This window comes from Roseibium album, from assembly GCF_965233825.1.
GTDB lineage: Bacteria > Pseudomonadota > Alphaproteobacteria > Rhizobiales > Stappiaceae > Roseibium > Roseibium album.
In genome coordinates, this window is record NZ_OZ247583.1 from 4,416,611 (window position 1) to 4,430,185 (window position 13,575).

The window sequence follows — 13,575 nt, forward strand, 5'->3', positions numbered from 1 at the left end:
ACTCAAATGGTGTAGTCAGAGAAAAGGTCGCAGGTTTCCGTTGTTCAGAACAAGCGCGTTTTCCGCGCCACTTACGTCGAGGCCCTCGCTCAACATCAGGACGGCGACTTTCACGCGGCCGTTTGCTTTTTCCAGCGCGTCTGCTGCTTGTACAGGGCTGCAATCCGTAAGGTCCTGCAGTATCCGTTGTGCGCGCTGGCGCAGTTTATCATTGTCCGCCACGAGATTGACCATGTGCCCGCGGACTGCGTGTCCGAGCCGCAAGGCGACAAGAGTCGAGATCATGTTGAGAGCGACCTTTTGCGCACTGGCTGCCCCCAGACGGGTCGAACCGGCAATGATCTCGGGCGGCGTTTTCAAAAGGATCGGATGGTCTGCTTCATTCAGGATCGGAGTGTCCGGATTGTTGGCAATCCCGATCGTATGTGTTCCCGCAGCTCGCGCTGCCTTGATTACACCAAGCGTATAGGCGGTCGACCCACTTGCCGACACGCCGATCAGGATATCGTCCTTGCCTAGCCCTGCTTCTTCGAAGTCGTTGGAACCGGCTTGCTGATCGTCTTCATGGGTACCTTCCAGGTGCAAGAGATTCTTTGCGCCACCGGCATAAAGAATTCGCATTCGATCTGGCGGAAATCCGAACGTGCCCGGGAGTTCGAGGCAATCTGCAAGCGCGGTCAGGCCAGCGCTTCCGGCACCCGCATACCCAATCTTGTTTTGTGCTGCCGCAGCGCGTTGCAGGGCCGCCGCGGCTTGCGTGATTTGCGGAATGGCATCTGCTGCGGCCTTCAGTGCTTCGACCTGCCGCTCCAGAAGAAGGGATAGAACCTCGGCGTCTGTTTTTTGCGATAGTCCGATCGATTGGGGGTCACGGTCTTCTGTTGTCGGCAGTTTCATGTTCCGGAAACTCGGGAAATCTGGAGTTTACGCCACGACCCGGACACGGCCAGCTCATGCGTTTCGTTCAAATGAAGGGTTCAGTTACAGACGATGTCTGAATGGACCAAATTCTTTTAACACTTGATTTTCGGTTTCGATAGAGTTTAAATTGGTATCTGAAAGGTATTATTTTTTAAGCCGAGGCGCCACTTTCCATGACAGAATTCATCTCAATGCTGGAAAACGGCGATTGGCTTGCCGGGTCAAGCGGGCCGAGATATCTGCTGCTGCGTCGGCGCATTCTTCAGGCGATTGACGATGGTGTGCTGAAAGAAAATGAGCCACTTCCATCCGAGCGTGAAATTGCAGCAATCACCGAACTTTCCCGCGTCACAGTTCGTAAGGCCGTCGCAGGCCTCGTCGAAGATCAGGTCGTCGTTCAAAAACGGGGGAGCGGTTCTTTCGTTGCGCCAAAAGTGCAGAAGGTTGAACAGCGTCTCTCCAGTCTGACGTCGTTCAGCGAGGATATGGCGAGAAGGGGAATGGAGGCGAGCAGCGAATGGCTGCGGCGAGGGCTCTTTCCCGCATCGCCGGAAGAAATCTTTACGCTCGGACTGACGTCCGGTCAGCGCGTTGCGCGCGTCGACCGATTGCGCAAAGCGGACATGACGCCGATGGCAATCGAGCGTGCGTCCTTGTCGGAAAAGGTATTGCCTCATCCGGAATTGGTTTCAACGTCGCTATATGCCGTTTTGCGAACATCGGGAATGCAACCGGTTCGCGCCATACAACGTATTTCGGCGAGAAATCTGGAACACTCGGATGCCGAAATCCTAGGCGTTCCCATTGGGTCCGCCGGGCTCAAGATTGAGCGCGTCTCCTATCACGCCTCCGGGCAAGTCGTTGAGTTTACGCGGTCTGTCTATCGCGGAGACGCTTACGATTTCATCGCCGAACTTCAAATCGCGGAAAACTAGGTCCATGTCAGACACCACGTCGCAGATCGATCGGACGCACATGCGCCGGGAGATCGAGGAAATACCGGACGCTGCTCGCCGGCTCCTGAAAGAAGCTCATCCCAAAATACGCGAGATCGCGTCGAAAGCAGGGGCACCTGTCTTTCTGGCAAGCGTTGCTCGCGGATCCTCCGACCATGCCGCCAGCTTTCTGAAATACGCTTCGGAGATTTATCTGGGTCTTGCCATGGCATCTCTCGGACCCTCGGTTTCTTCCGTTTATGGCGGCAATGTTCAACTCGCTCAGGCGCTCGTCATATCAATATCCCAGTCCGGGGCCAGTCCCGACATATTGTCTGTTGTGGAATCGGCCACGAAACAGGGCGCCGTGTCGGTCGGGCTGACCAACACGGCTGACAGCCCGCTCGCACGCATATCTTCATCAGCAATTGATATTTGTGCGGGACCTGAAAAGAGCGTTGCCGCCACCAAGACATACGTCAATTCCGTACTTGCGGGCCTTCTGCTTTTGGCGGAAATCGGCGGTGACAATGAGCTTTTGAAAGCTCTTGAAGAAGTGCCAGATCATTTTGAAAATGCGATCGGCAAGGACTGGGACGCGCTGGCGGACCCGATCGAAAAGCGGGGCTCGCTTTATGTGATCGGACGCGGCCCGGGCCTTGCCGTCGCAAATGAAGCGGCGCTCAAATTCAAGGAAACCTGTCAGATCCACGCAGAAGCGTACTCATCTGCCGAAGTCATGCATGGACCGGTTTCGATTGTCGAAGACGACTACCCGGTTCTGGTGCTCGGTGTCAGGGATGCCGCAGAGGACGGATTGGCGGAGGCTGCCGACCGCATGGCTACCCAGGGCGGAGTCGTTTTTGCGACAACGGACAAGGTCAAACGTGCAAACCGTCTTGAGTTCGAGGCAGCGGGTCATCCGTTGACCGACGCAATTACGCAGATTGTTTCATTCTATGCCTTCATAGAATGGTTCGCGCGCGGGCGAGGGTTCAATCCGGATGTCCCCAAACACCTGAAAAAAGTAACCCAGACCGTATGACGGACGCCACCGCACATATCTGCCGCGAAGTCTTTGATGGGGAGTCCCTTCGGCAGGACGCAGCTGTTCTTGTTGCAGATGGCAAAGTTACCGGAATTTGCGGGCGGTCCGAAGTGCCGCATGGCTACAAACCCGAAAACGCAGGTGAGGGTATCCTCTCGGCAGGTTTTGTTGATCTGCAGGTAAACGGCGGCGGCGGCCTGATGCTTGGCGATGCCGAAACGCTCGAAGATATTGAGCAGATCTGTGCCGCGCATTTACCGCTTGGAACAACGGCGCTGACACCCACGCTGATCACGGATACGGCTCAAACGACCCGCAAGGTCGTCGAATTGGCGATCCAGGCATGGTCCGCGCGCGTTCCCGGTTTTCACGGCCTGCATCTTGAAGGTCCGCATCTTTTTGCCGGTCGGAAGGGCGCGCACGACGCTGATTTGATCAGACCGATGACGGCCGAGGACTTGGAGCTTTACATTTCTGCGGCGCGATCTCTTCCAAGTCTGATGGTTACGATTGCCCCTGAAACGGTCACGGAGAACCAGGTCAGGGACATGTCGGAAGCCGGCATTCATGTGAGTCTCGGCCATAGCGGCGCTTCCTACAGAGCCTGCAGACAGATCGCGGAAGCGGGGGCAAACTGCGTTACGCACCTGTTCAATGCCATGAGCCCGTTGCAGCATCGCGAACCGGGACTCGTTGGTGCCGCGCTCGATCTTGGTGACCTGAACGCGGGTCTGATTGCTGATGGTGTGCATGTTGACCCTGTGGCAATCAAGGTGGCACTGAAATCCAAGACAGGACCAGGCCGGTTGTTTCTGGTGACCGACGCAATGTCGCAAACAGGAACGGATGTCACGTCCTTCACGCTTGGCGGGCGTGAGATATTCCGACGAAACGGAACACTGACACTTGCCGACGGCACGCTCGCCGGCGCTGATATAGACATGCCCGCATCGGTTCGTTTCCTGGTTGAACAAGTCGGGCTTGATCCGCAGACGGCCCTGAAGATGGCCACGAGCATTCCAGCGGACGTCATCGGTCAGCCTTTGGGCAGGTTGCAGGAAGGCAAGGCGGCTGATCTTGTCCTTCTGGGTAAGGACTTCTCGGTTGAACGGGTCTGGCTTGCAGGCAAAGCTCTTGAAATGCCGTCCTGAAGCGGTATCCGCAAAGCTGAGAAATCAAGTTCCAATGAGCGGACGATGATCCGTTTCAGCCTCGCATGCGCATATGGTCCGGATCATAGGGCGATGGCTGTATGACAGTGGCCTCTATTCGGTCGCCGCACAAATCGAGCAGCATGGTCGTCCCGGGCGTCGAGAGTTCCGGCTCGACAAAGGCATAGGCGAGGTTCAGACCGACCCTGTGCCCCCAGTCCCCGGACGTGACGGTGCCAACCACGGTATTGTCCAGCATGAGTGAGGCGCCTCCGTGAGCAGGTGCGTGTGCGGTGTCCAGTTTCAGTGTCACCATTTTCCTGACAGGACCTCTGTTGATCAGGTCCTGCAAGGCGGCTTTTCCAACAAAGTCGCTCTTGGACATTTTCACGAACCGGTCCAACCCGGTTTCGTAGGGATCGAACTCAGTCAGCAGGTCCGCCTTCCAGTGGAAAAAACCCTTTTCCATGCGCATGGCCTCTACAGCACGCGCGCCGAACAGCGACAACCCGAAAGGTTCTCCGGCTTTTCGAACCGCAAGATATGCTGCGTAGAGCGATGAATTTGGAACATGAATTTCATACGCAAGCTCGCCAGAAAAACTCACGGACATGACGGTTGCAGGTGAATAGCCGATAAAACACTCGCGAACGCTCAGCCAGGGAAAAGCGTGGTTCGACCAGTCGCCCCTTGCACACGCCGACAGGACCTTGCGGGCATTCGGTCCGGCAAGAACCAGGATCGTCTGATCGTTGGTGAGGCTCCTGACCTGAACGTCTTCGTCTTTGCGAAGATGCTGGGTCAACCAGTCCATATCATGAAATTCGCTCGCCGCTGCCGACCCGTACCAGATACGCGCTGGCCCTCTGTCGGATTGCGGCAAATTGGCGATGGTCGCCTCGCTTTTGATCCTGCCCTGGTGATTGAGCAGGTAGGCAAGGCCGACGCGGCCCTCTCGTTTGGAAACGGTCCCGCAAACCAACCGGTCAAGAAATGCATGCCGGTCAGCACCGGTGATTTCGAAACGGTTGAATCCGTTTACCTCGCAAAGACCGACATTGTTCCGAACGTTTTCGACTTCCCGTCCAACCACTTCGAACGCCTCATCGAAATTGAAGGTCAGGGACGGATGAAAATCGGCGCGCGGTTTTATGTAGTCGACGCGCTCCCAGCCATTGACGACGGTAAATTCCGCTCCCTCAGCTGCCATAACGGGAGTAAGCGGCGTTGTCTTGGCGGGCCGGCCGGCCGGTCTGTGTTCGTGTGGAAAGTGAAAGCGAAATTCGTTCTGGTAGTCTTCGATTGCCTTTAGCGATGTAAGTTCGACATTGGTGTGGCCGGTAAACCTGCGCGGGTCCAGGCACCACGTGTCGTAGCAGGCCTCGCCGTGGACGATCTGTTGCGCAAGCAGCCAGCCGTGACCGCCCCCCTCTCCAAGACCGGCACGCAATCCAATGATGCAAAAGGCGTTTCGTTTGCCCGGTATCTGGCCAACGAGCGGCGCGCCGTCGATTGTATATGTGATCGGACCGTTTATAACTGAGCGTATACCGGTTTCCAAAAGTGCCGGCATGCGGTCGAACGCGCCTTGCAGAACGTCTGTTATGCGATCCAGGTCATCCGGACACAGGGCATTGACAAAATTCGGATCGATGCCGTCCATCCCCCACGTTTTGCATCCCTGTTCATAAAATCCGATCAGCAGTCCATTTTTTTCCTGCCGGCAGTAATAGTCGCTGATCGGGCATCGGAGCAGTGGCATCCGGTGACCTGCCTGAACGATCTCCGCAATGTCTTCCGTCAGGAAATACTGATGCTCCATGGACGCGACGGGATGGTGCACATCCATCATCGCTCCGACTTCGTTGACCCTGTACCCACCTGCATTGACGACGATGTCGCAATCAATTTTTCCATGTTCCGTGTGAACGGTCCAGGTGTCGTCCCGATGCTGGGTCAATTCCGTGACCGGTGTGTTCCGGTAGATCTGCGCGCCGGCCTTTCGGGCATGGTAGGCAAGGGCCTGACACAACTGAGCTGGATCAATGTCACCGTCAAGCGGGTCCCACAAACCACCCAACAGATTGCTGGTTGATACCAGGGGATGACGGCGTGCGCATTCCTCGGCATCAATCACTTCAAATTCGACATCCATCCCCCGGGCCATGGAGGCAAAATGACGGTAGCCCTGCATTTGCGCATCCGTGTTGGCAAGCCGTATCCCACCATCACCGTGATGATAGTTGATGGGATATTCCGGATCTTCCGCGAGTTCCTTGTAGAGCCGGATGGAGTGGGTTTTCAGTCCCACCATCGTCTGGTTCATGCCGAAATTGGTTACCTGGGCGGCAGAATGCCAGGTTGTTCCGCTCGTGAGCTCATTGCGTTCGACCAGAACAACATCGCTCCAGCCTTCGCGTGTCAGATGGAAGAGTGTTGAACAACCGGCGATGCCGCCTCCGATGACGACAACCTTGGTACGCGATTTCATGAAGTGAGACTCCGGATCCACAATATACCGGCATAGAGCCCAAGATGACTGCTTGTCACAACACGGTTTGAGATAAATTAGAAAAAATCAAATCATTGAACCTAAAAAACAGAATTAAGTCTAATTCGGTTGCAAGTCGCCAACGATCTCAATGATATCCATGTCAACTCAACCTGGAGGACTGGATATGGCAAAAGGCCGGGTAAAACGGGGAGGGCGCAAGGAACGATTGGCAATGCGCGCTGCCAAGCCCCTGGTTGATCCGTGTCCACCCGGCCAGACCGGCGGGCAGTACAAACCGCTTCAGGAAGGAGAACTCCGGCAGATTTATGAAACTGCACTCGAACTGCTTGAAAGACTGGGGCTTGGTGAAATCCCGGATCGTCTCAAAGGCGATCTCCTGGCCGCCGGTGCAACGGAATGTCTGGAAAGTCGCCTGAGTTTTCCGAAGGAACTTGTCGAAGAGGCAATCTCTCAAGCTGCCAAGACCTTTACGTTTCACGGTCGCGATGAGACCCGTTCGATCGTTGTCGGCGGAAATAGAGTATATTTCGGCACCGGTGGAGCCGCCGTTCAGACGCTTGACATGCAAAGCGGTGTGTATCGCCCTTCCACGCTTGAAGACCTGCATGATTTCACGAGGGTTCAGGATGTTTTGCAGAATGTCAGCTGGTTTACACGGTGCTGCGTTGCAACGGATGTAGCCGACAACTACGACCTCGACGTCAACACGGTTTATGCTCTTCTCAAGAATACGACAAAGCCGGTCGCCACGTCCTTCACGCTTCCCGAGCACGTGGCGCCAATCGTTGAAATGCTGGATATCGCTGCCGGTGGTCCGGGAAAATTCGCCGAGCGGCCGTTCCTCAAAGCGCATATCAGCCCGGTGATTTCACCGTTGCGCTATGGTGAGGACGCCGTTGGCGTGGTTTACGAATGCATCAGGCACAACATTCCAATGTCATGCATTACGGCCGCTCAGGCGGGCGCAACTGCGCCAGCTACTCTTGCCGGGTTTCTCGCTCAATCGTTGGCGGAAACCCTGGCAAGTCTTGTGATGGTGCACGCGATTCAGCCCGGTTTTCCGATGATTTTTTCAAACTGGCCGCTGGTCATCGATCTCCGGACCGGGGCGTTTTCCGGTGGCGGCGGAGAAACGGCCGTCCTCAATGCGGCTTCCGCGCAACTGACCAACTGGTTGGGTCTGCCATCCGGCGTTGCATCGTCAATGACCGATGCCAAGGCCATCGATGCGCAAGCCGGTGTTGAAAAGGGCATTACCAGCCTGGCGGCGGCCCTGGCGGGTGGAAATCTGATCTATGAAAGTTCGGGCATGACTGCGTCATTGCTCGGCGCCAGCTTCGAGGCATTTGTTCTCGATGATGAAATGCACTCGCTGACCTATCGGGCGTTGCGCGGGATTGAGGTGTCACCCGAGACCCTGGCATTTGAGGCCATTCGTGATGCCGTGCTGGGAGAAGGACACTTTCTGGGTGGGCAGAATACCTATCAAGCTATGGAGCGGGACTATTTTTATCCGTCACTTGCCGACAGGGACGAACCGAGGACCTGGGCCCAGAACGGAGCACAGGATGCGTGGAACCGCGCACGCCAGCGCGCCGCAGATATTCTCAAAGACCACCATCCAACCTACCTGACACCAAAGCAAGACGAGCAAATACGAGCCCGGTTCAAGATTTTGTAAATGGCAATCAAAATACCAATATTACGAACAAAAACAAATAATTATTCAATAATTTTAAAGTCTTCTTTTAGCCATGGACTTGATCCGTGAAGAGGTTCGACAACGGCATCCTGGATCAGGGTCCTTATTGCCGTGTCCACAAGATCCAAGACCGATCGTGAGCAGTCTGCATTCGCCAGAATTGCGAGCGTTCGCGCGAAGCCCTTGCCGGGAAAACGATGCATTTCGACATCGGATTGAAAACGACGGGCTCTTGAAAACAACAGGGGTGTCGTGATGGTCCAGCCTGTGCCTGCTGCGACCATGGCCAGAAGTGTCTGGTTGTTTCCGCATTCGAACCTGTGTGGAGGTGAAATTTCCATCCTGCGCAACTGGGCTTCGATCTGCCTGGCGATGAACAGATTGCCTGAAAACCTCAGGAATGGGAGATTTGCACCGCCACCCACGATCTCTTTCGGTGTCCGTCCCGTGTTTTTTGGAACAACGAGAACAAAGGGATCGCGCATCAAAGGCCGGTCAATGAAATCCCGTGTCCTTTCTGTCGGCGATGCCGCGATGCCGATATCCAATTGGCGATTGCGCAACATCTGCACAATCATGTGGCTGGAATCCGTGTGATAGAGAAAGTCGCAGTTCGGCATCGTTCCGAAAAGGGAAACGGCAAGCGAGGGAATAATGTCGCTGTCAAAGTCCTCAATCGTCCCGAGGCGCAGATACCTTGCTTCCGACATGTTCCCGGCTGCAGCTTCCGCTCTCGCTTTTCGAAGCTCGTGCAGCGCATTGTCGATATTGCGAAGAAATATCTTGCCTGTTGGTGTCAGGATGAGAGGGCGCCGGGAATGATCGAATAGATCAGCGCGCAGCGCTTCCTCCAGACTGCGAAGATGATGTGAGACGGTGCTGGCTGACAGGCCGGTTTCGGTGGCAACAGCCTGAAGTGATCCTCTGTGGGCACACAACTGGAACAACTCCAGACCCTTGAGACTCAGATCCCTGATATCCGTTTGTTGAAGCATTGCTGCCCTGCGCCTGTAAAAGTCGATCATGTAATTCAATTTTTTCGAAGTAATAATGCAATTTTCTCACAAAATCGAGTTGCTCCTGTTTCTGCGGGAAAATGTGTGGAAGCGTAGTCATCGAACAGCGAAATTGCGGACGATGATCGGCGCGAGCCAGGTGCAAGACAAAGATTGCCCAAGTGGTTTTGATCGAGTGGTTTTCATTATCCCGGCCGATCCTTGTCGACATACGCAAGCAAAAACCAACAAGCGGGTACCAACACGGAAAGTCTCAAGACGGGAGGAAGCAAATGAACGAGGGGCTGAAAGCGGCAGGATCGATGAATCGCCGCACGTTTTTACAGACAACAGGCGCTGCCACTGTTTTGGCGAGCAGCGTTTTCCCGCGTTCGGCGGTGGCCGCCCCGAAACGTGGCGGCGTCATTCGTGTCGCCAAGGGACACGGACAAACCACCGACACGCTTGATCCCGGAACCTGGGAAAACGGGTTCATGATCGCCCTGGCCTATGGATTCAACGGGTATCTGACGGGTGTTGCCGCGGACGGTTCGGTGGAGCCGCAGCTTGCCGAAAGCTGGGAGGCTGACTCCGAAGCGAAAATCTGGCGATTCAAGTTACGCCCGGGTGTCACCTTCCATTCAGGAAAGTCGATAACGCCCGAAGATGTCGTGGCTTCGATCGACTTTCACCGCGGAGAAGCTTCGACATCTGCAGCCAAACCGTTGCTTGGCTCGATTGAGGACATCTCGATTGACGGGCACACGATTGTCTTTGCACTGTCTGCCGGGAGCGCCGACTTCCCGTTTACATTTACCGATTATCACCTGGCCATCCTGCCGGCCGGAAATGGATCCATTGACTGGCGCTCGCAAGATGGTGCGGGTCCCTACAAGCTGACCGATTTCGATCCGGGTGTTTCCGCAACGCTGACGCGCTTTGACAATGACTGGGACAGCGAACGTGGTTTCTTTGACGGTGTCGAGTTGCTTGCCATTGTTGACCTGAATGCGCGGACAACGGCCCTGATTTCCGGGGACGTTCATGTAATCGACAAGCTGGATCTGAAGACCGTTGGCCTGATGGGGCGCCGGCCGGAACTGACCATCCACTCGGTAGCCGGCAATCAGCACTACACCTTCGCCATGTCCACAAACAAGGATCCCTACACCGATAAAAATGTGCGGCTTGCGTTGAAACACGCCATCAACCGCCAGGAACTGGTCGACAAGATCCTCTTCGGCTACGGCGCCGTCGGAAACGATCATCCGATCGGACAAGGTCAGCAATTCTTCAACAGCGAACTTGAACAAAGAACCTATGATCCGGACAAGGCAAGGTTCCATCTGAAGGAAGCCGGACTTGACGGCTTGTCAGTATCGCTTTCGGCGGCGGATGCCGCATTTCCCGGAGCCGTGGATGCCGCGGTCCTTTACCAGCAATCGGCAGGCGCAGCGGGGATAACTCTCGACATCAACAGGGTGCCGAATGATGGCTACTGGTCGGATGTCTGGATGAAAGACCCGTTTTCGGCGGTCTATTGGGGTGGTCGTCCGGTTGAAGATGCCATGTTCACGACCGCCTATGCCTCAGGTGCAGCGTGGAACGACACATTCTGGGACAACGCGAAATTCAACGATCTTCTGGTCGCTGCTCGTGCCGAGTTGAACACCGACAAGCGACGGACGATGTACTATGAAATGCAGTCTATCCTGAACGAGGATGGCGGCGCGATCGTTCCGATGTTCGCCAACTATGTCTTTGCAACGGCAAAGGATGTGGTTGTCAGCGAGGCCATGGCCTCCAACTGGGACATGGACGGTGAACGCTGGATGGAACGCTGGTCGTTCGTCTGAAGCAAATCGGTGAGGGCGGTTCACCCGACCTTGCCACTTCGCTTGTCAGACGCTCTACGCTCATTCAGACGGCATCATATGTTGCTGCCGGCACGCGCGAACTCGAAATTTTTTTGGAAAAAATGGCTCCCCAGGCCGGACTCGAACCAGCGACCCAGCGATTAACAGTCGCTTGCTCTACCAACTGAGCTACTGGGGATCACCACGTCGGGGCCGGTGCGAAACCGATCCCGTCGATGGAGATGCGTATATCAAAGGCTTGATCCGTTTGCCAAGCCCCCGCGCGTGTTTTTTTCACCCTGTCATCATTTTTTTGTTTCTGGAGTGGAAAATAGCAAGGATAACAGGGCGCTAATGATAATCTGGACTTTGGAAAACTGTTCAAACCACTGAGCTCGTTTACTGGCTTCAAACCGTCTTTCCGCGAGGTGGCTGCGCCTGGAAGGCGTGGGTTCGGCGCCTGCCGCCGTTGCCGAGACCTTTTCTGAAGATCGATTCCGGTGCTTGTCTCCGGCTGAATATGTGTTTAGGAAGGATTTCGACGGTTTCGGTGACGGCAAATGGCCTGATCCGGATGAAACGGGAATCCGGTGTCTGCGTCTGACGCCAATCCGGAGCTGCCCCCGCAACTGTAAACGGCGAGCGACTGCACGAAAACCACTGGTCAGGGAAGACCGGGAAGGGGTGCAGGAGGCAACCAGCCGTGAGCCAGGAGACCGGCCGTCAATTGTGCAACCCTTGGCGCTGTCGGGTGGACAGCGGGGAGAAAGATGTGAGCGAAAGTTCAGGATCAAGGTCCACGCTTGTCTTCGGCGGTGCCCGTTCCGGCAAGAGCCGTTTCGCCGAACGCCTTGCCATAAATTCCGGTCTGGAAAAGGTCTACGTTGCAACCGGTGCAGCGTATGATGATGAAATGGCGGACCGGATTGCCGCGCATCGGCAACAGCGTGGCGACGGCTGGATCACGATTGAAGAGCAGCTCGACATTGAAAACCTGCTTTTGTCCGAGTGCCGTCCCGGGCGGGTGCTGCTGGTGGACTGCCTGACGCTCTGGCTTTCCAATCTGACGTTCGCCGACAGGGATATTCCGGCCCACGCCGCAAAACTCTGTGCCGCAATCAGGCAGGTGCGAGGTGCCTGCATTTTCGTATCAAACGAAGTCGGCATGGGGATCGTGCCGGAGAACAGTCTTTCAAGGTCGTTCCGCGATGCGCAGGGACGGCTCAATCAGGATATCGCTGACGCTTGCAACCAGGTCGTCTTTGTGGCTGCCGGTCTGCCCTTGCTGATGAAACCCCACACGCAATTGGAAATCACACCATGACGACACAGAACCTGCAGCCGGGTCAGAAAATTCCGGCAACGATTGTCACCGGGTTTCTGGGCGCCGGAAAAACGACGCTGATCCGCAATCTTCTGCAAAACGCCAACGGCAAGAGAATTGCCTTGATTGTCAACGAGTTTGGCGACATGGGCTTTGACGGATCCCTGGTCAATGGCTGTGCCGACCCCGATTGTGCTGCCGAGGAAGTTGTCGAGCTCACCAACGGCTGTATCTGCTGTACGGTCGCCGACGACTTCCTGCCAACCATGGAAATGCTGCTTTCCCGGGAAACACCACCAGAGCATATTGTCATCGAAACGTCCGGTCTGGCACTCCCCCAGCCGCTCGTGCGGGCGTTCTCGTGGCCGAGTGTCAAGACCAGGGTGACGGTCGACGGCGTGGTGACGGTCCTCGACGCTGCTGCCTTGGCGGAGGGCCGGATCGCACTCGACGAGGAAGCCCTGGAGGCACAGCGTGCCGCGGACGAGGCACTGGATCACGAAAGTCCGGTTGAGGAACTGTTTCAAGACCAACTGCGTTGCGCCGACCTTGTTGTTCTCAACAAGGCGGATCTTGTGGCAGCCGACACGTTGAAGTCGGTCGAAAGCGGCATTCAGGCAGAGATCCGCCCGGCGGTTCACATCGTCTCCTCGGAAAATGGCACGCTGCCGATCGAGGTATTGCTCGGCCGCCAGTCCGCAGCTGAAGATGATATGGCGGCGCGGCACGAGCATCACCATCATCATCACGATGATGACCACGAAGATCATGATGACCACCATCACCATCATGATCACCACCATCATGACGATTTCGAGAGCCACGTTCTTGAGGTTCCCGCCTTCGACGCACTGAAAACAGCCGAAACGAAGGTTCTTGAAGCAATGGCACTTAAAGGTGTGCTTCGGATCAAGGGTGCGGTTCGGATAGAAGGCAAATCGGCGCCGGCCATGGTTCAGGCAGTTGGCCCACGCGTGGAGACCTGGTTTGCGGCTGGCGCCGAGAGTTCCGGCAGATTGGTCGTGATCGGTCTCAAGGGTTTCGATCTTGAAGCTGTGAGCGCATTGCTTGGCACCCTAAGAGCTGCCGCCTGATATCGGCGAATTTTCCAGGGAATTGGTCCTGCTC

Annotated in this window: 10 protein-coding genes, 1 tRNA gene and 1 riboswitch; of the genes, 7 read left to right on the forward strand and 4 right to left on the reverse strand. The window is 55.8% G+C overall.

Annotated features, from left to right (window positions below; translation table 11 throughout):
• Positions 1 to 15: 15 nt before the first annotated feature.
• On the reverse strand, positions 16 to 897 hold the full coding sequence (locus ACO6TI_RS20075; RefSeq protein ID WP_196879364.1) for an N-acetylmuramic acid 6-phosphate etherase: 882 nt from the start codon (positions 895 to 897) through the stop codon (positions 16 to 18).
• Between the two features lie 197 nt (positions 898 to 1,094).
• Between ACO6TI_RS20075 and ACO6TI_RS20080 the strand changes: the two genes are divergently transcribed.
• Genes ACO6TI_RS20080 through nagA form a run of 3 tightly spaced genes read left to right on the forward strand, consistent with a single transcriptional unit; the run spans position 1,095 to position 4,055 of the window.
• Positions 1,095 to 1,856 (forward strand): GntR family transcriptional regulator, encoded by a 762-nt coding sequence (locus ACO6TI_RS20080; RefSeq protein ID WP_082442993.1) that lies wholly within the window; start codon positions 1,095 to 1,097, stop codon positions 1,854 to 1,856.
• A 4-nt stretch (positions 1,857 to 1,860) separates the two neighbouring features.
• Positions 1,861 to 2,901: an SIS domain-containing protein gene (locus tag ACO6TI_RS20085; RefSeq protein ID WP_108875145.1), complete on the forward strand. Its 1,041-nt coding sequence runs from the start codon at positions 1,861 to 1,863 to the stop codon at positions 2,899 to 2,901.
• A complete protein-coding gene (gene nagA, locus ACO6TI_RS20090; RefSeq protein ID WP_422383193.1) occupies positions 2,898 to 4,055 on the forward strand; it encodes an N-acetylglucosamine-6-phosphate deacetylase in 1,158 nt (385 codons plus the stop codon). Before ACO6TI_RS20085 ends, nagA begins: the two co-directional genes overlap by 4 nt.
• A gap of 55 nt (positions 4,056 to 4,110) precedes the next feature.
• On the opposite strand, the gene ACO6TI_RS20095 is transcribed toward nagA, so the two are convergent.
• Positions 4,111 to 6,546 carry a GcvT family protein gene (locus tag ACO6TI_RS20095; protein ID WP_422383194.1) on the reverse strand — a complete coding sequence of 812 codons (2,436 nt, stop codon included), beginning with the start codon at positions 6,544 to 6,546 and terminating at the stop codon, positions 4,111 to 4,113.
• Positions 6,547 to 6,733: 187 nt separating this feature from the next.
• On the opposite strand from ACO6TI_RS20095, the gene ACO6TI_RS20100 reads away from it, so the two are divergent.
• Positions 6,734 to 8,251: a trimethylamine methyltransferase family protein gene (locus ACO6TI_RS20100; RefSeq protein WP_422383195.1), complete on the forward strand. Its 1,518-nt coding sequence runs from the start codon at positions 6,734 to 6,736 to the stop codon at positions 8,249 to 8,251.
• 41 nt (positions 8,252 to 8,292) lie between these two features.
• On the opposite strand, the gene ACO6TI_RS20105 is transcribed toward ACO6TI_RS20100, so the two are convergent.
• Complete coding sequence (locus ACO6TI_RS20105) at positions 8,293 to 9,267, reverse strand: LysR family transcriptional regulator (protein WP_108875403.1); 975 nt, start codon at positions 9,265 to 9,267, stop codon at positions 8,293 to 8,295.
• 293 nt (positions 9,268 to 9,560) lie between these two features.
• Between ACO6TI_RS20105 and ACO6TI_RS20110 the strand changes: the two genes are divergently transcribed.
• Positions 9,561 to 11,123, forward strand: a complete 1,563-nt coding sequence (locus tag ACO6TI_RS20110; protein WP_422383196.1) for an ABC transporter substrate-binding protein — start codon at positions 9,561 to 9,563, stop codon at positions 11,121 to 11,123.
• 123 nt (positions 11,124 to 11,246) lie between these two features.
• Here the strand turns inward: ACO6TI_RS20110 and ACO6TI_RS20115 are convergent.
• Positions 11,247 to 11,322: transfer RNA gene (locus tag ACO6TI_RS20115), tRNA-Asn, on the reverse strand.
• A gap of 326 nt (positions 11,323 to 11,648) precedes the next feature.
• Positions 11,649 to 11,862, forward strand: a riboswitch (cobalamin riboswitch).
• A gap of 33 nt (positions 11,863 to 11,895) precedes the next feature.
• On the opposite strand from ACO6TI_RS20115, the gene cobU reads away from it, so the two are divergent.
• Positions 11,896 to 12,447, forward strand: coding sequence for a bifunctional adenosylcobinamide kinase/adenosylcobinamide-phosphate guanylyltransferase (cobU, locus tag ACO6TI_RS20120; protein ID WP_104701877.1), 552 nt, complete (start codon positions 11,896 to 11,898; stop codon positions 12,445 to 12,447).
• The gene (gene cobW / locus ACO6TI_RS20125) at positions 12,444 to 13,541 is read left to right on the forward strand and encodes a cobalamin biosynthesis protein CobW (protein ID WP_104701628.1); all 1,098 of its coding nucleotides are present in this window, start codon (positions 12,444 to 12,446) and stop codon (positions 13,539 to 13,541) included. Before cobU ends, cobW begins: the two co-directional genes overlap by 4 nt.
• The last annotated feature ends 34 nt before the right edge of the window (positions 13,542 to 13,575 follow it).

What these genes read in the sequence shown, in the direction of transcription:
- ACO6TI_RS20100 (WP_422383195.1), top strand. Translation starts at nt 6,734, where the DNA reads ATGGCAAAAGGCCGGGTAAAACGGGGAGGGCGCAAGGAACGATTGGCA.
- cobW (WP_104701628.1), top strand. Translation starts at nt 12,444, where the DNA reads ATGACGACACAGAACCTGCAGCCGGGTCAGAAAATTCCGGCAACGATT.
- ACO6TI_RS20085 (WP_108875145.1), top strand. Translation starts at nt 1,861, where the DNA reads ATGTCAGACACCACGTCGCAGATCGATCGGACGCACATGCGCCGGGAG.
- ACO6TI_RS20080 (WP_082442993.1), top strand. Translation starts at nt 1,095, where the DNA reads ATGACAGAATTCATCTCAATGCTGGAAAACGGCGATTGGCTTGCCGGG.
- ACO6TI_RS20110 (WP_422383196.1), top strand. Translation starts at nt 9,561, where the DNA reads ATGAACGAGGGGCTGAAAGCGGCAGGATCGATGAATCGCCGCACGTTT.
- ACO6TI_RS20075 (WP_196879364.1), bottom strand. Translation starts at nt 897, where the DNA reads ATGAAACTGCCGACAACAGAAGACCGTGACCCCCAATCGATCGGACTA.
- ACO6TI_RS20095 (WP_422383194.1), bottom strand. Translation starts at nt 6,546, where the DNA reads ATGAAATCGCGTACCAAGGTTGTCGTCATCGGAGGCGGCATCGCCGGT.
- ACO6TI_RS20105 (WP_108875403.1), bottom strand. Translation starts at nt 9,267, where the DNA reads ATGCTTCAACAAACGGATATCAGGGATCTGAGTCTCAAGGGTCTGGAG.
- nagA (WP_422383193.1), top strand. Translation starts at nt 2,898, where the DNA reads ATGACGGACGCCACCGCACATATCTGCCGCGAAGTCTTTGATGGGGAG.